Here is a 15894-nt window from a genome sequence, read left to right as displayed (position 1 = left end):
GGCGGACGGTCACGCGGCCGTGAGCGGCTGCCCGGTCACGCGGCCATGAGCAGCTTCACCGGCTCCGTGCCGGCCGCGCTGTGCCGCTCCGCCCAGTTGTCCAGCGCCGTACGGCAGGCGTGGTCCAGGTGGTGCAGCCCGGACAGGTCGAGCCGGACCGGGCGGTCCTGGGGCAGCGACTCCAGGCTGTCCAGGATCTTCGGCAGCCGCAGGAAGGTCGCGTTGCCCGACAGATGCGCCTCGACGGGACCGGCGCCCTTGTCCACGACCTCCAGCCTGACGGCCGAGGCGTCCCAGGCGGTCTTCACCACCGCCAGCGCCAGCCCGATCAGCACGCCCTCGAACATGCTGACCGCCACGATGGAGACGGCCGTGACGGCGAGGACCAGCGCCTCCCCGCGGTGCTCGCGCCACAGCCCGGTCAGCGCCCGGACCGGGACCAGCTTGGCGCCCGCGTAAATCAGGATGCCCGCGAGGGCCGGGATCGGGATGTAGGCGAGCACACCGGGCAGCAGCGCCGCGAACAGCAGCAGCCACACGCCGTGCAGCACGCGGGATGCCTTCGTCCGGGCGCCGGCCTGCACGTTGGCCGCGCTGCGCACGATCACCGCGGTCATCGGCAGCGCGCCGAGCACCCCGCACAGCACGTTGCCCGCGCCCTGGGCGACGAGTTCCTTGTTGTACTGGGTGCGCGGCCCCGAGTGCAGCCGGTCCACGGCCGCCGCGCTGAACAGGGACTCGGCGGACGCGATCAGTGTGAAGGCGACGACGGTGCCGAGCAGTCCGGCGCCGGCCAGTTCGCCGAAGGCGCTCAGCGGCGGCGGCTGGACGGAGCCGAGCAGCCCCTGCACCTCCACGGTGGCCACCGGCAGGTCCAGCGCGAACGCGGCCAGCGTGGCGAGCCCGACCGCGGCGAGCGGGCCGGGCAGCGCGCGCACCTTGGCCGGGGTGTGCTTCCACAGCAGCAGCACCGCGACGGTGCCCGCGGTCACCGCCAGCGAGGCCAGGGCGCCGGTGTCGCCCAAGGCGTCCAGGAAGGCGCCGGGCAGCCCGGTGATCTTGCCCAGACCGGAGTCGGGAGCCTTCGTGGCCAGCGCCGGGTAGAGCTGTCCGGCGATGATCACCAGACCGATTCCGGCCAGCATGCCTTCCACGACGGAGACGGAGATGGCACGGAAGTAACGGCCCAGCCGCAGCAGGCCCATGGCCACCTGGAGCACTCCGGCGGTGAGCACGATCACGCCGAGCACCGGCAGGCCGAACTCCTTGACCGCCTCGAAGACGAGCACGGTCATGCCGGCGGCCGGGCCCGACACCTGAAGGCTGCTGCCGCGCATCAGCCCGGTCACGATGCCGCCCACGATGCCGGTGACCAGGCCGAGTTCGGCCGGCACCCCGGAGGCGACGGCCACGCCCACGCACAGCGGCAGCGCGACCAGGAAGACGACGAGGGAGGCGGCGAAGTCCTGCCGCAGGTACGGGAAACGGGATATACGGGCGGAGTGGTCGGTCATCGGCGCGCTCACAGGGCCTCGAAGGTGTCGGACTGCGGGCGGTGCGTCCGTACGGTGCCGGTGTGCACCTCGTAGTACCAGGCGTGCAGGCCCAGCCGGCCGTCCGCCAGTCTCCGCTCCACGCACGGGTACGAGCGCAGCCGGAGCAACTGGGTCAGGACGTGGCTCTGCACGCCCTCGGCGACCTCCGGGTCCTCGGCCGGGCCGGCCGGACGCGGGGTGGCGGAGACCAGCCAGTCCCGCACGGCCGGTACGGCGGTCAGGTCGTCGCCGCGCACCAGCGCGCCGACGGCGCCGCAGTGCGAGTGCCCGCAGACCACGATGTCGCGGACCCCGAGCACCTCCACGGCGTACTCGATGGTGGCGGCCTCGCTGGTGGGGTGCGCGGAGGCGTGGGGCGGGACGATGTTGCCCGCGGTGCGCAGCTCGAAGAGCTCGCCGGGGCGGGCGCCCGTGATCAGGGCCGGGACCACCCGGGAGTCGGAGCAGGTGATGAAGAGCACCTGCGGGGACTGCCCTTCGGCCAGCTTGGCGAACTCCTCAGGGCGCTGTCCGAAGGTACGGGCGTTGTCGATGAGGGGCTGCATGTGTGTGGGTTCCTCCTGGCGCGCCTGTCCGGCGCGTCGGACTCGGACGACGGTCGTGTGGGGGAGAGGCGGGGGTGTGACGGGAGGCGGGCGGGAGCCCGGCCCTCAGCAGCGGAAGACCTGGAGCGCGGCCGGTGTGTGGGCTCTGAGGGCTCCGGCGGCGGGGCGGTGCGGGACTCCTGCGGGTCGCGCCGGCTCCGTCCCGGCGGCCCGCACGGGTATCCCGGGGCGTGCCGGGGCGCCGGCGGGCACGGGGCCGCGGTGCCGGTCGCGCATCTGCGGGACGCCCGCGGGTCCGCCCGCCCGGCCGGATGTGCGGACCGTCTCCGCGTCCTCGTGCGCCGAGCGCGCGAGGGAGGTGCTCCCGGTCTGCGTCGCGGTCAGCGCCGGACCGGCGGTGTCCGCGGCCGCGAAGGGCGCGGCGGGAGCGCGGAGCTGGAGCGCGAGCAGGAGCACGCCGAGGAGGGCGAGCAGGATGCGGGCCGTCGTACCGCGGAACATGAGCCCCCCTCCGCTCCGTTCACGTTCTAGTCCGTACCAAGGGTTGGTCAACGGTTGGTCAAGAAATACGTTAGCGGGATGCGGCCCCACGCCGGGTTAACGGCACGTTACGCGCGGAAGAGAGCGTGAAAAGCGCGGGTCGCGTGGCGGAAACCCGCCCTTGACCCGCGCTCGTTGATCCGTTATTGGGGGATGGTCAGGAGCCGACGAGCCCCTTCGCGTCCCGGGCCAGCGCCGTGAGCCGGGATATCGCACGGAAGTACTTCTTGCGGTAGCCGCCGTTCAGCATCTCCTCGCTGAACAGCCTGTCGAACGGCAGCCCGGAGGCCAGCACCGGCACCTCGCGGTCGTAGAGCCGGTCGGCGAGCACCACCAGCCGCAGCGCCGTCGACTGGTCCGGCACGGGCCGCACGCCGGTCAGGCACACCGCCCGCACCCCGTCCGTCAGCGCGCCGTACCGGCTCGGGTGCACCTTGGCCAGGTGCTCCAGCAGGCCGGGGAAGTCGTCCAGCGAGGCGCCCTCCGTGGCGAAGGCCGTCTTCATGACCTCCTCGTCGGAGAAGGGCGCCGGCGCCTCGGGCAGGCCGCGGTGGCGGTAGTCCTCGCCGTCGATGCGCAGGGCGCGGAAGTGGGCCGACAGACCCTGGATCTCCCGCAGGAAGTCGGCCGCCGCGAAACGGCCCTCGCCCAGCTTGCCGGGCAGCGTGTTGGAGGTCGCGGCGAGCGCCACGCCCGCCTCCACCAGCTTGCCGAGCAGGGTCGACACCAGCACCGTGTCGCCCGGGTCGTCCAGCTCGAACTCGTCGATGCACAGCAGGCTGTGCCCGGAGAGCGTGCGCACCGTCTGCTGGAAGCCGAGCGCGCCGACCAGGTTGGTCAGCTCCACGAAGGTGCCGAACGCCTTGCGGGACGGATCGGCCGGGGCGGCGTGCCACAGGGAGGCGAGCAGATGGGTCTTGCCGACGCCGTAGCCGCCGTCCAGATACACCCCGCGCGGCCCGGCCGGGGTCTTGGGCGCCTTCGCCCGGCCGAAGCCGAAGAAGCCGCGCCGGCCGGCGCCGGCGGCCCGGTCCCCGCCCAGGCCGGCGGCGAAGTCCGCCAGCACCCGGACGGCCTCCGTCTGGCTGGGCTGGTCCGGGTCCGGGAGGTACGTGGCGAAGCGCACCGAGTCGAAGCGCGGCGGCGGCACCATCTCGGCGACCAGCCGGTCCGCGGGCACGTGCGGCTCGCGGGCGCACAGGGAGAGGGGGCCCGCGTCGGGCAGAGGACCGGGGGTGCTGGTGGAGGACGACACGGTTATCCATGCTAAGCGCCGTGTCACACTGCACGGATGCGACGCCTCTTCCCTGTGACCGAAGAAACAGCAGCCCAGGCCCCCGCCGCCGGCGGAGCGCAGGCCGCACCGGGCACCGCCGGGGCCGCGGCGAACCGGGAGTGGGACCTCGCCGAGCTGGCCGCCGCCTACGCCTACCCGGAACCCGCGCCGGGCGCCCCGCGGCCGTGGCTGCGGGCCAACATGGTCTCCTCGCTCGACGGCGCCGCCCAGCACGAGGGCCGCTCGCAGCCCCTCTCCAGCGCCGCCGACATGCGGATCTTCGGCACGCTGCGGGCGCTGGCGGACGTGATCCTGGTGGGTGCGGAAACGGTACGGCAGGAGGGGTACCGCCCCGCCCGGGTGCGGGCCGAGTTCGCCGGCGCGCGCTCGGCCGCCGGGCAGGCCCCGGTCCCGGCGGTCGCCATCGTCAGCGCCGGTCTGGAGCTGGACTTCACGCTGCCCCTGTTCACCTCGCCCCTGGTCCCGACGCTGATCCTCACCGGAGCCGCCGCCGCTCCCGACCGGGTCGCCGCCGCGGAGAAGGCCGGCGCGCGGGTGGTGGTCGCCGGCGAGGGGATGGGCGTGGAGCCCGCGCGCGCCGTCCAGGCCCTGGCCGGACTCGGCCACACCCGGCTGCTCACCGAGGGCGGCCCCCGGCTGCTCGGCCAGCTCATCGCGGCCGAGGTGCTGGACGAGCTGTGCCTGACCGTCTCGCCCACGCTCACCGCGGGCGGCGCGCAGCGCATCGCGGGCGGGCCGGCGGTCGCCGTCCCGCACCGGTTCGCCCTCGTGTCCCTGCTGGAGGAGGAGGGATTCCTGTTCAGCCGCTACTGCCGGTCCTAAAGGAGCGGAATCTGCCGTTCCGGTCAGCTTCGGGCGGGCAGACTTAAGTGCGGCAGTACCCGTGCGATCACGGGGAAGGATGGTTTCCGCACGGGCCCCTGGCGGGCCCCTCTAGGAAGAAGAGGCGCCTGGTGTTCACAAGCGTTCTGATGATCGAGAAGGCCCTGACGTCCGCCGACGTGGAGTTCGTCACCACCTTGCACGGAGACGAGCCCGTCTCCTTCCACGTACTGCTCCAGCCGCGCGGCGACCAGGCGGACCGGCTGCTGCGGGCCATCGACGACATCGCGCTCGGCGAACTCGACGAGGCGGTGCGGGAGGGCGGGACGCCCGAGGGGCACGAGGCGCTCAGCGTGGGGCGGCAGGCCCTCGACGTGTCGCTCCAGGCGCTGCGCGCGGCCGGGAGCGGGGCGGAGGGGCGGCTGGTGGAGGAGCATCCGCTGGACGCGCTCAAGGGGCTCGTGGCCGAGGTGGGCGCCGACGAGGTGATCGTGCTGACCGATCCGCACTACGTGGAAGAGTTCTTCCACCGGGACTGGGCCTCCCGGGCGCGGCACAAGGTGGGCGTGCCGGTGCTGAAGCTGTTCTCGCACAGCAAGGCGTGATGCGGCGCCCCCGCGCCCCCGCGGCGGGGCCGGCCCCCTCGCTGCACGGCGGTCCGGCCTCCAGCGCATAGGCTAGGCATGCTCTGGCTCGTACCGTCTCTGGGGAGAAACGCATGGCACCCGGCCTTCCTACCGCCATGGACCGACCGCACTTCATCGGCATCGGCGGCGCCGGAATGTCGGGAATCGCCAAGATCCTGGCCCAGCGCGGGGCCGAGGTGGCCGGCAGCGACGCCAAGGAGTCGGCGACCGCCGGGGCGCTGCGGGCGCTCGGCGTCACCGTGCACATCGGGCACGCCGCCGCGCACCTCGCCGACGACGCCAGTTGTGTCGTCGTGTCGTCGGCGATCCGCGAGGACAACCCCGAGCTGGCCCGCGCCGCCGAGCTGGGCATCCCGGTGGTGCACCGCTCCGACGCGCTCGCCGCGCTGATGGACGGGCTGCGCCCGGTCGCCGTGGCCGGCACCCACGGCAAGACCACCACCACCTCCATGCTGGCGGTCTCCCTGGCCGAGCTGGGCCTGAAGCCGTCGTACGCCATCGGCGGCGACCTGGACGAGCCCGGCTCCAACGCGCTGCACGGCGCGGGCGACCTCTTCGTCGCAGAGGCGGACGAGTCCGACCGCAGCTTCCACAAGTACGCGCCCGAGGTCGCCATCGTCCTCAACGTCGAGCTGGACCACCACGCCAACTACGCCTCCATCGACGAGATCTACGAGTCCTTCGAGACGTTCGTGGGCAAGATCACCGAGGGCGGCACGCTGGTCGTCTCCGCCGACCACGAGGGTGCCCGGGAGCTGACCCGGCGGGTGCGCGCGGGCGCGGTGCGGGTGGTGACCTACGGCGAGGCCGAGGACGCCGACGCGCGCGTGCTGTCGATCGTCCCGCAGGGCCTGAAGAGCCGGGTCACCGTGGTGCTGGACGGACAGGAGCTGACCTTCACGGTCTCCGTCCCCGGCCGGCACTACGCGCTCAACGCCGTCGCCGCGCTCACCGCCGGCGCCGCCCTCGGCATCCCGGCCGCCGAACTGGCGCCCGCGCTCGCCGCCTACACCGGCGTCAAGCGGCGCCTCCAGCTCAAGGGCGAGGCGGCCGGCGTCCAGGTGATCGACTCCTACGCCCACCACCCGACCGAGATGACGGCCGATCTGGAGGCCATGCGCGCCGCCGCCGGTGACGGCCGTATCCTCGTCGTCTTCCAGCCGCACCTCTTCTCCCGCACCCAGGAGCTGGGCAAGGAGATGGGACAGGCGCTGGCCCTCGCCGACGCCTCCGTCGTCCTCGACATCTACCCGGCCCGCGAGGACCCGATCCCCGGTGTGACCAGCGAGCTGATCTTGGATGCCGCGCGCGCGGCCGGCGCCGGCGCGACCGCCGTGCACGACAAGGCGGAGATCCCGGCCGTGATCGCGGGAATGGCGAAGCCCGGTGATCTCGTTCTCACCATGGGCGCGGGCGATGTGACCGACCTGGGCCCGCTGATCCTGGACCGCCTTGCGCAGGAGCAGCAGTAGCAGCGAAGGGGCTGAGAGCTGATGTCGTACGACGTCGAGAAGCCGGACGAGCAGTGGCGCGCGGAGCTGACCCCCGCCGAGTACGCCGTACTGCGCCAGGCCGCCACCGAACCGGCCTTCACCGGTGAGTACACGGACACCAAGACCAAGGGCGTCTACTCCTGCCGTGCCTGCGGCGCGGAACTGTTCACGTCCGACACCAAGTTCGAGTCGCACTGCGGCTGGCCGTCCTTCTTCGACCCGAAGGACTCCGACGCCGTGGAACTGATCGAGGACCGCTCCCACGGCATGGTCCGCACCGAGGTCCGGTGCGCCCGCTGCGGCTCCCACCTGGGCCACGTCTTCGCCGGCGAGGGCTACCCGACCCCCACCGACCAGCGGTACTGCATCAACTCGGTCTCCCTGCGCCTGGAACCCCGGGAGAGCTGAGCCTCCGCCCCGAACCCGGCCCGGCCACGCCCGCGCGCACCGGAGCGCTCCGGGGCCGGTGCGCCGTAGGACCGGGGGAGCGGCGCCCGGCCCGTCACCGGGTGCCGGCGGCCGGCCGTCCGTGCGGGCGTGGTGGCGTGGTGGTGTGGAGGGAGGGTGTCGCGCACCCGCGCGTCGAAGTGCCGCAACACTCGCCGTCTAGACTCTCCCTCCACCAGCCCAGGCACGGTCGGACCCGGAGGGTACGCGGCGTTTTGATACGGATAGAGGCAGTCACGAAGCGGTACCCGGACGGCACGGTCGCGGTCGACCGGCTGTCGCTGGAGATACCCGACCGCGCGATCACCGTCCTGGTCGGACCGTCCGGCTGCGGCAAGACGACCACCCTGCGGATGATCAACCGGATGGTGGAGCCCACCGAGGGCGCCATCCTCCTCGACGGTCAGGACATCCGCAAGCAGCCGGTCAACACGCTGCGCCGGTCCATGGGCTACGTCATCCAGAACGCCGGTCTCTTCCAGCACCGCACCATCCTCGACAACATCGCCACCGTGCCCCGCCTGCTCGGCTGGACCAGGCAGAAGGCGCGGGCCCGGGCCGCGGAGCTGATGGAACGGGTGGGACTCGACACCGCGCTCGCCAAGCGGTACCCGTACCAGCTCTCCGGCGGCCAGCAGCAGCGCGTCGGCGTGGCCCGCGCGCTCGCCGCCGACCCGCCCGTGCTGCTGATGGACGAGCCGTTCTCCGCCGTCGACCCCGTCGTCCGCAAGGGACTGCAGGACGAACTCCTGCGCATCCAGGACGAACTGGGCAAGACGATCGTCTTCGTCACGCACGACATCGACGAGGCGATCAAGCTGGGCACCAAGGTCGCCGTACTGCGCACCGGCGGCCGGCTCGCCCAGTTCGCGCCGCCCGCCGAACTGCTCAGCGCACCCGCCGACTCCTTCGTGGAGGACTTCCTCGGCGCCGACCGGGGCATCCGCCGGCTCTCCTTCTTCCCGTCCGCCGGCCTGGAGTTGCAGACCGCGCCCATCGTCGCGGCCGACGCCGGCGCCGACCGGATCGCCGCCCGGGCCACGGCTCCCTACCTCCTCGTCACCGACGCCGACGGCAGGCCGCTCGGCTGGAGCGAACCGGACCGGCTCACCGCCGGCGCCGTCGACCGGGACCGGCTGCTGGACTTCGGGCGGCCGTTCGTGCCCGGCACCGACTCGCTGCGCACCGCGCTCGACGGCGCCGTCCTCTCGCCGACCGGGTGGGCCGTCGCGGTGGACGGCGAGGGACGCGCCGTCGGCGTGGTCTCCCAGCAGGTCATCGGCGAGGCGATCCGCGAGGCCCACAGCCGGGTCGCGGAACAGGCCGACGTGAAGGCCGGGCGATGAGCGGCTTCTTCAACCTCCCGAGCGACCTCCAGCACAGTTGGTCCGGGCTCGTCGCGCTGCATCTGCGCGAGGCCCTGCTGCCGGTGCTGGCCGGACTGCTGATCGCGCTGCCCGCGGCCCAGCTGTGCGTGCGGTTCCGCTGGATCTACCCGCCCGTCCTCGGCATCACCACGGTGCTCTACGCCATCCCCTCGCTCGCCTTCTTCGTCGTCCTCATCGACTACTTCGGGCAGAGCGAGACCACGGTGATGGTCCCGCTCGCGCTCTACAGCCTGGTGGTGCTGGTCCCGGCGATCGTGGACGGCGTCCGCTCGGTGCCGCCGGAGACCCTGGCCGCCGCCCAGGCCATGGGCTTCGGCGCCGTACGCCGGTACTTCCAGGTCCAGTTGCCCATCGCCGTACCCGCCATCATCGCCGGCCTGCGGGTGGCGACCGTGTCCAGCATCTCCCTGGTCAGCGTGGGCATGCTCATCGGCAACCAGGGCGCCCTCGGCAACATGCTGTACGCCGCCCAGACCTACGACCGGCCCGCCCTGGCCGTCAACGCGGTCCTGACCATCGGGGTGCTGGGCATGCTCGCCGACGCCGCGCTGGTCGCCCTCCGGCTCCTCCTCACGCCGTGGATGCCGAGGAAGGGGGTCCGCCGGTGAACATCCTGGACTTCGCGCGCGCCTTCTTCGGCGACGGCGCCCACTGGCACGGCTACGACGGCATCCCCACCCGGTTCGCCGAGCACGCCGGGTACTCCCTGGAGGCCCTGCTGATCGCCGCCGCGATCGGGCTGCCCGTCGGCCTGCTCACCGGCCACACAGGCCGTGGCGGCAACGCCCTCGCCCTCCTCGCCACCGCCGGCCGGGCCCTGCCCAGCTTCGGCCTGCTGGTGCTGATGTTCATGTGGATCGGCATCGGCCTGCTGCCGGTGATGATCCCGCTGGTCGTGCTCGCCGTACCGCCCATCCTGGTCACCACCTACGAAGCGATCCGCTCCGTCGACCCCTCCCCGGTGGACGCCGCGCGAGGCATGGGGATGCCCGAGACGCGGGTGCTGTTCCAGGTGGAGGTGCCGGTCGCGCTGCCGCTGATCCTCGGCGGTCTGCGCACGGCGGCCATCCAGATCGTCTCCACCGCCACGATCGCCGCCTACGTCAGTCTCGGCGGACTCGGCCGCTACATCATCGACGGCCTCTACCAGAGGGACTACGAGAAGGTCGTCGGCGGCGCCACCCTGGTCGCCGGTCTGGCCCTCGTCACCCTGGCCGTGTTCTGGGCCGCGGCCCGGTTCACGGTGTCACCGGGCGTACGCCGGGCCCGCTGACGGCCACCGCCCGGTGCGCGGCCCGCTGACGGCCACCGCCCGCTGCGGGGTCCGCGAGGCCGGTGCGCGTAAGTGACCGCAGATCGACACCGATTGGTGATCTATGGGACTTGACTGACCGAGAACCGGCTGGCTTGGATCGATGGGTGACTTATATGACCCAGATCAGCGGATCCATCCGAAGGAGCAGGGGCGCGGCGGTGGTCGCCCTCGCGGCGGCGACGGCTCTGCTGGCGGGCTGTTCCTCCAAGGACGACAACCCCCTCTCGGGCGACGAGGCGAGCGGCGACAGCGTGGTCGTCGGAGCCAACAACTTCCCCGAGAGCACCCTGCTCGCCGACATCTACGGCGAGGCGCTCAAGGCCAAGGGCGTCAAGGTCACCTACAAGCTGAACATCGGCAGCCGCGAGACCACCTACGGGATGATCAAGAACGGCTCCGTCTCGGTGATGCCCGAGTACAACGGCGCGCTGCTGGCCTACCTGGACAAGAAGGCCACCCCGAAGACGCTGGAGGAGACCACCAAGGCCATCAACGCCGGGCTGGACTCCAAGCTGACCCTGCTGGACCCGGCGTCGGCGCAGTCCAAGGACTCCGTCACGGTCAACGCGGCCACCGCGGCGAAGTACCACCTCACCGGCGAGTCGACCATCGCCGACCTGAAGCCCGTCGCCAAGGACCTCGTCATCGGCGGCTCGCCGGAGTTCCAGGCCCGGCAGCAGGGACTGGTGGGCCTGAAGTCCGTCTACGGCCTGGAGTTCAAGTCCTTCAAGGCGCTGGACACGGGCGGCCCGCTGACGCGGACGGCGCTGAAGAAGGACGCCGTGCAGGTCGCGGACATCTTCACCACGGACCCGAACATCACCAAGGAGAAGTTCGTCGTCCTCCAGGACCCGAAGAACCTCTTCGGTTTCCAGAACGTCCAGCCGCTCGTCCACAAGGGCGCCCTGTCGCAGAAGGGCGCCGACGCGCTCGACGCGGTCTCCGCCAAGCTGGACACCGAGACCCTGCTGAAGCTGGACACCGAGGTGCAGGCGCAGGACAAGGACCCGCTGGACGTCGCCAAGGCCTGGCTGAAGTCCGCCGGACTCGTCTGACGCCCCACCGCCCACCGCCTCTCCTGCCCGTGGCCGGACCGCGGGTGCCCCGGGTCACCGGGACCACCCGCGTCCGGCCGACGAACCCGGCCGCGGGCCCGTCGCACCGCTCAGAGGTCGAACTCGTGCGGCGGCAGATCCAGCGCGTAGCACGCCTCGCGCACCACGGCCTGTTCGTCCTTGTCGAAGTGGCCGTCCGCGCCGCCGATGACGATGCCGATCTGGATCACCGCCCGCGCCTCCGCCGGCTTCTTCTTCGCCTTGGCGACCTCCTGGAGCACGCTCACCTTGCCGAAGGCGAAGTCGGCCGTCAGCTTGTTCAGGTTGTCGTCGAAACGGCGCCGGAGGTCGTCCGCCGGGAAGTTCTGCAACACCTCGTTCGAGGCGATGAGCTGGGCGACCCGCTGCCGCTCCGAGGGATCCACCGTGCCGTCGGCGGCGGCCACCAGCGCGCACATCGCCATGCTCGCATCGCGGAACGCGCCGCTCTTCAGGTCGTTCTTCTTCGCCGTCAACTGCGTCTGCATCTGTGACGCCGAGTCCTTGATGCGGTCCCACAGGGCCATGCCCACTCCTCGTATCGGCCGCCGGACGCCCGCACGGCGTCCGGTCAAATCTTCTACAACACTGTAGAAACTAGCAGGGTGACCGGAAAGTTCCGGAGCACCGGCCCGGGTCCCGCCGCGGCCGGCGGGCGCCCGACGGCCGAGCGGTCAGGCGTCGTCGTCCCGCTACCCCTCGTCCCCCTCATCTCCCTCGTCTTCTTCTCCCTCGAAGAAGTCCCCGATCTCATCGACGGCCTCGGCGGCCACCATGCCGCCCACCACGCCCACGGCGAGGCCCGCCACACCCGCGGCCACGGCCGTGCCCAGACCCGGGCCCGAGTGGTGCGCGGCGGAGTGGTGTCCGATCCCGGGCGCGCCGGGGTGGCCGTACGCCGCATGGCTGCCGTACACCTCGCGGTGCTCGGTCATCCGGCGGATCCAGCCGTCCACCTCGGTCTGCCAGTCCAGGGCCCGCGCGTCCTCATGGCGCACCACGAAACGGGTGAGCGCGTCGTGCCCCGCGGAGAACGGTCCGCCGCGCTTGTCCGCCTCCAGGACGACCTCGACGCCGCCGGGGGAGGAGAGGAAGGTCAGCTCCAGCTCGTTCAGCGCGTGCGCGTACTGCGGGGCCGGGGTCAGCTCGATCTCCTGGTAGAACGGCAACTGCTGGCCCGTGCCGCCGATGCGGCCGTATTCCAGGTCCGCCGAGCGGAAACCGAAGCCCAGGCCGCCGAACGCCTCCAGCACGGCCTCCTGCACCGGCAGCGGGCGGACGGCCAGCGGGTCCAGGTCGCCCTTGTCCCGGGCGCCGGCCACCCCGACCTCCGTGCGCACGCCCAGCACGATGCCGAGCGGCTGGCCGTACAGCTCCGTCACCGGGGTCTCCCAGGGCAGCGGCACGCTGAACGGCAGCTCGCGCTCCTCCTGCTCGCCGAGCCGGAAGCCGCCGCCGACGGTGAACCGCTCGAAGGCGACCGCACCCTGGCTCTCGCCCTCCGCGTGCTCCGCCTCCACCCGGGCGATCAGCTCCAGGCCGATGTGCTCGATCTCCACGGCCGATCCGCCGCCCCGCAGCAGCACCCGGCCCGTCAGGGCGCCGCCGGGCAGGGCCGCGCCGCCGTCCAGCACGGTGTCCACGGAGGGGCCGCCGACCCCGATCGCACCCAGCAGCCTCTTGAACACCATGCCGTCGCTCCTTCGCTCATCGCTTCATCCGGACGGTGCTCCGTACCCGTCCGGCTGCCCGATGAACTCGCGACGCCGGCGCAGAAGTTCCCAAGTCACCTGATCGAAGGACCCGTACTCACCGACTTGACGGCACCGGCCGTGAGCCGTGAGCCGAGCCGTAAGTGATGAGCCGTCAGCGTTGCCCGCAGGGCCGCAGGACCGCAGGAGCGCGTGCCGAAGGGCCGTGTGCCGGCGGGCCGTGTGCCGGAGGGGGCGCCGCGTCTCGGCGCGGCGCCCCCTCCGGAGCCGGTTCTCTCAGGCCGTGGACCTCTCCGTCCCGTCCGGCGCCACCGTCCCCGCCGCCGACGCCTGGGCCCGCCGGCGGCGCGCGCGGCGTTCCCGGCGGCTCGCGCGGGGTTCCTGGTCCGGGAGCCAGCCGAAGGTGAGGCAACTGCCGACGGCTCCGAGGAGCAGGCCGATGAAGAAGCCGCCCAGGTTGGAGGTGAGCCAGGTGCCCAGGGAGAGCAGGATGCCGGTGAGGGAGTAGAACAGCCGCTGGGCCGGGTTGAAGAGGATGAGCAGGCCCAGCAGCACCATGAGGGCCGGCAGCAGATAGCCGGCCAGGCCCTGCATGCCGATGTGCAGCACGACCTTCAGCGAGGCCTTCTCGGTGAGCAGGACCTCGCCGCCGCCGAGGGCGAGCAGCAGCCCGCCCCAGAACGGCCGGCGGGCCCGCCAGTCGCGGAAGGAGAGTCCCGGACGCGGACGGTCGGGCACGGCCGTCAGCAACCCGAGTCGCTGAAGCGCAGCTTGAGTCCGGGCAGCTTGAACACACCTGCCGTCGTCGCGTAGTTGACCTGGCGCAGATGGGCGATCCGCACCGTGTCGGCCTGCTGGCTGAAGACGCCGATCGGGCCCTTCACGCGTGCCTTGGTCAGGGTGCTGGCGTCGTTGCCGAGCTCGATGTTGTCGAACGCCGCGTCGCCCGACAGCTCGGTGGAGTCGGTGGTCAGATCGGTCGCGCTGACCTTCTGCGCCCCGCTGCCCGCGGTGATCAGCAGGTTGGTGCCGCCGAGGTCGACGCTCTGACACAGCTTGGTGAGGGTGGCGTTCTTCATGGCGGAGGTGACGACGAGCACCTGTCCGCCGCTGTCCCCGGCGTTCGGACTGCCCTCCGCCATGTTGTCGAGCGCGCCGAACTGCTCGAAGCCGGTGCCGTTCAGTTCCGTCGCGGTGACCGTGAACGGCATGCCGGAGATGGCGAACTGCACACCCAGCGCGCCTTGCGCGGTGAGGACCGCCAGGCCGGCCGCGACCAGGGTGGCGGGTACGGCCATCACCGCGGCGCGGCGGGCCCTGACCCGCCCTCGTCTGGCGCCGCCGGCATTGGTGCCGGCGGTGTGCGGGGCTTCGGGCGGGGTGTCGCTTCCCGGGTTCTCGGGGGTGTTGCCGGCGGACGGGATGTCCGGGGACGAGGCCATGGCTGCTCCCATGTGCATAGATGAATGCGGGTTGGGCTTCAGTGGCGCGGTGTCCTGGCGCGGACAGCGGATGCCGCGCACGCTCCTCGCGACCCCCGGCGGGTGCAAGGGCTTCAACGTTACGCGGCAGTAGCCTTCGAGGAAGTTACCGCCGGTTACTTTGAAGGGTCAAGGGAGATGTGGGAAAACGGTGTGGGCCGCGCACCGGCCACACCCGTGTGCGACAACTCCCGTTAACGGCCTTGACGCTGACGGGCGATCAGGTCTACAACTTCCCCTGTTTCCACGGATCCGTGGCGCCGGATCCGGCAGCGCGTCCGTCGCGTCCCGCGGCGCTCACCGGCCGCGTCCCGCGGCGCACACCAGCCGTGTTCCCGGCCCTGGTACGGCAACCGCTCCATCGCGCAGCGCGGCTCCGGCACGGATCGCTCCTCTTCTTCTTCGCTCTCCCCGTGCCCCGCCGCCCCCTTGTCCGGCCCGCCCGGAGGCCGTCCCCCGAGACCTCCGGCCGGTGCCCGGTGTGCCGCCGTCGCGGATCCGCCGCGTAAGGAGAAGGCGCTACGGCCCCGTGCCGGCGGCATGCCCGCACCGAACCGCCACCCCCCACGTCACCTCGTCCGTCCCCCACCTCGGAAGAGAGGCACCCGCATGCGCAAGCGCTCATTCCTCGCCCTGGCCGGCACCGTCACCGCCCTCGGTCTCGCCTGGGCCACCCCGGCCTCCGCGGCCGGCACCGTCCTCACCACCGGCAGCGCCGGCGGCACCGCGGTCGCCGTCGGTGACACCCTCACCGCGCCGCTGGCCACCGGCACGCCCGCCACGTTCTACTCCAGCGCGACCGGCACCAGCGGCGTCAAGTGCACCGCCTCCCAGTTCACGGCCAAGGTCACCGGCAACCCCACCGCACCCGGCACGGCCACCGAGTCCGTCACCGGGCACACCTTCGACAGCAGCACCTGCACCAGCAACGTCACCGGTGTCGTCGGCGTCAACGGCATCACCATCAACAACCTGCCCTACGCGGCGACGGTCACCTCGGCCGGCACCCTCACCGTCACGCCCCCGAGCGGGTCCGTCATCCAGGCCACGGTCCAACTGCGTACCCTGCTCGGCACCGTGACCTGCGTGTACCAGGCGCCCAGCCTGACCGGCAAGGCCGACAACGCCGACAGCAGCATCACCTTCACCAACCAGCAGTTCACCAAGGTCTCCGGTTCGTCGCTGTGCTTCGCCAACGGCTACTTCACGGCCAAGTACGCGCCCGTCACCGACGCGGGCGTCCGGGTCTACGTGAACTGACCACCCGGCACCATCTGTTCAGCGTCACCGCCGCGACAGGCGGGCGGCGCCCCCCGGTGCCCACCGGCACCGCGGCGGCGTCGCCCGTCGGCGGCACCGCAACCCGACGGGCCGCCCCGCGCGGCCCGTCGTCGCGCCTTTCGTGCTCCAGAACCTCCACGCGCCGGACACCAGCGTCACGTGTCCGGCGCGTCGCTGTTCCCGCGGTCCGTGCGTCCGCCGCCCCGTCCGCCCGGACGGGCGCGTGCAATTGCGGAGGCGTGGGAACACCGACCGGCTCTGCTGTTTCGGGTCTGT

17 protein-coding genes are annotated in these 15894 nt (G+C 72.3%); 9 read left to right on the top strand and 8 right to left on the bottom strand.

What is annotated here, in order from left to right; genetic code table 11:
- Positions 1–35 precede the first annotated feature (35 nt).
- The 4 genes from ACZ4SV_RS11890 to zapE form a co-directional block, all read right to left on the bottom strand.
- Positions 36–1514 carry a SulP family inorganic anion transporter gene (locus tag ACZ4SV_RS11890; RefSeq protein ID WP_468003574.1) on the bottom strand — a complete coding sequence of 493 codons (1479 nt, stop codon included), beginning with the start codon at positions 1512–1514 and terminating at the stop codon, positions 36–38.
- A gap of 8 nt (positions 1515–1522) precedes the next feature.
- Positions 1523–2101 carry a carbonic anhydrase gene (locus tag ACZ4SV_RS11885; protein ID WP_365871155.1) on the bottom strand — a complete coding sequence of 193 codons (579 nt, stop codon included), beginning with the start codon at positions 2099–2101 and terminating at the stop codon, positions 1523–1525.
- Positions 2102–2206: 105 nt separating this feature from the next.
- A complete protein-coding gene (locus ACZ4SV_RS11880; protein WP_468003571.1) occupies positions 2207–2602 on the bottom strand; it encodes a hypothetical protein in 396 nt (131 codons plus the stop codon).
- Positions 2603–2798: 196 nt separating this feature from the next.
- The gene (zapE, locus tag ACZ4SV_RS11875; protein WP_397943120.1) at positions 2799–3896 is read right to left on the bottom strand and encodes a cell division protein ZapE; all 1098 of its coding nucleotides are present in this window, start codon (positions 3894–3896) and stop codon (positions 2799–2801) included.
- A 36-nt stretch (positions 3897–3932) separates the two neighbouring features.
- Here zapE and ACZ4SV_RS11870 point away from each other — a divergent pair, with 36 nt between their 5' ends.
- The 8 genes from ACZ4SV_RS11870 to ACZ4SV_RS11835 all read left to right on the top strand — a co-directional run bounded on the left by ACZ4SV_RS11870 (position 3933) and on the right by ACZ4SV_RS11835 (position 11105).
- On the top strand, positions 3933–4760 hold the full coding sequence (locus ACZ4SV_RS11870; protein ID WP_468003568.1) for a pyrimidine reductase family protein: 828 nt from the start codon (positions 3933–3935) through the stop codon (positions 4758–4760).
- 131 nt (positions 4761–4891) lie between these two features.
- Positions 4892–5365 carry an indole-3-glycerol phosphate synthase gene (locus ACZ4SV_RS11865; protein WP_365871164.1) on the top strand — a complete coding sequence of 158 codons (474 nt, stop codon included), beginning with the start codon at positions 4892–4894 and terminating at the stop codon, positions 5363–5365.
- A gap of 113 nt (positions 5366–5478) precedes the next feature.
- A complete protein-coding gene (murC, locus tag ACZ4SV_RS11860; RefSeq protein ID WP_468003566.1) occupies positions 5479–6879 on the top strand; it encodes a UDP-N-acetylmuramate--L-alanine ligase in 1401 nt (466 codons plus the stop codon).
- Positions 6880–6900: 21 nt separating this feature from the next.
- Complete coding sequence (msrB, locus tag ACZ4SV_RS11855; RefSeq protein ID WP_468003564.1) at positions 6901–7308, top strand: peptide-methionine (R)-S-oxide reductase MsrB; 408 nt, start codon at positions 6901–6903, stop codon at positions 7306–7308.
- A gap of 254 nt (positions 7309–7562) precedes the next feature.
- Positions 7563–8693, top strand: coding sequence for an ABC transporter ATP-binding protein (locus ACZ4SV_RS11850; RefSeq protein ID WP_365871172.1), 1131 nt, complete (start codon positions 7563–7565; stop codon positions 8691–8693).
- Positions 8690–9343, top strand: coding sequence for an ABC transporter permease (locus ACZ4SV_RS11845; RefSeq protein ID WP_397948011.1), 654 nt, complete (start codon positions 8690–8692; stop codon positions 9341–9343). The genes ACZ4SV_RS11850 and ACZ4SV_RS11845 overlap by 4 nt, the downstream gene beginning before the upstream one ends.
- Positions 9340–10008: an ABC transporter permease gene (locus ACZ4SV_RS11840; protein ID WP_468003561.1), complete on the top strand. Its 669-nt coding sequence runs from the start codon at positions 9340–9342 to the stop codon at positions 10006–10008. The genes ACZ4SV_RS11845 and ACZ4SV_RS11840 overlap by 4 nt, the downstream gene beginning before the upstream one ends.
- 155 nt (positions 10009–10163) lie before the next feature.
- Complete coding sequence (locus ACZ4SV_RS11835; protein WP_365871181.1) at positions 10164–11105, top strand: ABC transporter substrate-binding protein; 942 nt, start codon at positions 10164–10166, stop codon at positions 11103–11105.
- A 110-nt stretch (positions 11106–11215) separates the two neighbouring features.
- On the opposite strand, the gene ACZ4SV_RS11830 is transcribed toward ACZ4SV_RS11835, so the two are convergent.
- The 4 genes from ACZ4SV_RS11830 to ACZ4SV_RS11815 all read right to left on the bottom strand — a co-directional run bounded on the left by ACZ4SV_RS11830 (position 11216) and on the right by ACZ4SV_RS11815 (position 14298).
- Positions 11216–11671: a tellurite resistance TerB family protein gene (locus ACZ4SV_RS11830; protein ID WP_365871183.1), complete on the bottom strand. Its 456-nt coding sequence runs from the start codon at positions 11669–11671 to the stop codon at positions 11216–11218.
- Positions 11672–11836: 165 nt separating this feature from the next.
- Complete coding sequence (locus tag ACZ4SV_RS11825) at positions 11837–12835, bottom strand: sporulation protein (RefSeq protein WP_468003558.1); 999 nt, start codon at positions 12833–12835, stop codon at positions 11837–11839.
- Between the two features lie 297 nt (positions 12836–13132).
- On the bottom strand, positions 13133–13594 hold the full coding sequence (locus ACZ4SV_RS11820; protein ID WP_468003556.1) for a DUF6114 domain-containing protein: 462 nt from the start codon (positions 13592–13594) through the stop codon (positions 13133–13135).
- Between the two features lie 5 nt (positions 13595–13599).
- Positions 13600–14298 (bottom strand): DUF6230 family protein, encoded by a 699-nt coding sequence (locus ACZ4SV_RS11815; protein WP_468003554.1) that lies wholly within the window; start codon positions 14296–14298, stop codon positions 13600–13602.
- Positions 14299–14946: 648 nt separating this feature from the next.
- Between ACZ4SV_RS11815 and ACZ4SV_RS11810 the strand changes: the two genes are divergently transcribed.
- Positions 14947–15597 (top strand): Tat pathway signal sequence domain protein, encoded by a 651-nt coding sequence (locus ACZ4SV_RS11810; protein WP_468003552.1) that lies wholly within the window; start codon positions 14947–14949, stop codon positions 15595–15597.
- Positions 15598–15894 lie beyond the last annotated feature (297 nt).

It is taken from the genome of Streptomyces sp. NPDC027672, from assembly GCF_055566335.1.
Note: the sequence above shows the minus strand (reverse complement) of the source record. Positions and strands in the feature narration are given on the sequence as shown.

Bases quoted from the DNA above. Each gene is read 5' to 3' on its own strand.
- ACZ4SV_RS11825 (WP_468003558.1), bottom strand. From the start codon at position 12,835: ATGGTGTTCAAGAGGCTGCTGGGTGCGATCGGGGTCGGCGGCCCCTCC.
- msrB (WP_468003564.1), top strand. From the start codon at position 6,901: ATGTCGTACGACGTCGAGAAGCCGGACGAGCAGTGGCGCGCGGAGCTG.
- ACZ4SV_RS11835 (WP_365871181.1), top strand. From the start codon at position 10,164: ATGACCCAGATCAGCGGATCCATCCGAAGGAGCAGGGGCGCGGCGGTG.
- ACZ4SV_RS11885 (WP_365871155.1), bottom strand. From the start codon at position 2,101: ATGCAGCCCCTCATCGACAACGCCCGTACCTTCGGACAGCGCCCTGAG.
- ACZ4SV_RS11845 (WP_397948011.1), top strand. From the start codon at position 8,690: ATGAGCGGCTTCTTCAACCTCCCGAGCGACCTCCAGCACAGTTGGTCC.
- murC (WP_468003566.1), top strand. From the start codon at position 5,479: ATGGCACCCGGCCTTCCTACCGCCATGGACCGACCGCACTTCATCGGC.
- ACZ4SV_RS11815 (WP_468003554.1), bottom strand. From the start codon at position 14,298: ATGGCCTCGTCCCCGGACATCCCGTCCGCCGGCAACACCCCCGAGAAC.
- ACZ4SV_RS11830 (WP_365871183.1), bottom strand. From the start codon at position 11,671: ATGGCCCTGTGGGACCGCATCAAGGACTCGGCGTCACAGATGCAGACG.
- ACZ4SV_RS11890 (WP_468003574.1), bottom strand. From the start codon at position 1,514: ATGACCGACCACTCCGCCCGTATATCCCGTTTCCCGTACCTGCGGCAG.
- ACZ4SV_RS11880 (WP_468003571.1), bottom strand. From the start codon at position 2,602: ATGTTCCGCGGTACGACGGCCCGCATCCTGCTCGCCCTCCTCGGCGTG.
- ACZ4SV_RS11810 (WP_468003552.1), top strand. From the start codon at position 14,947: ATGCGCAAGCGCTCATTCCTCGCCCTGGCCGGCACCGTCACCGCCCTC.
- ACZ4SV_RS11870 (WP_468003568.1), top strand. From the start codon at position 3,933: ATGCGACGCCTCTTCCCTGTGACCGAAGAAACAGCAGCCCAGGCCCCC.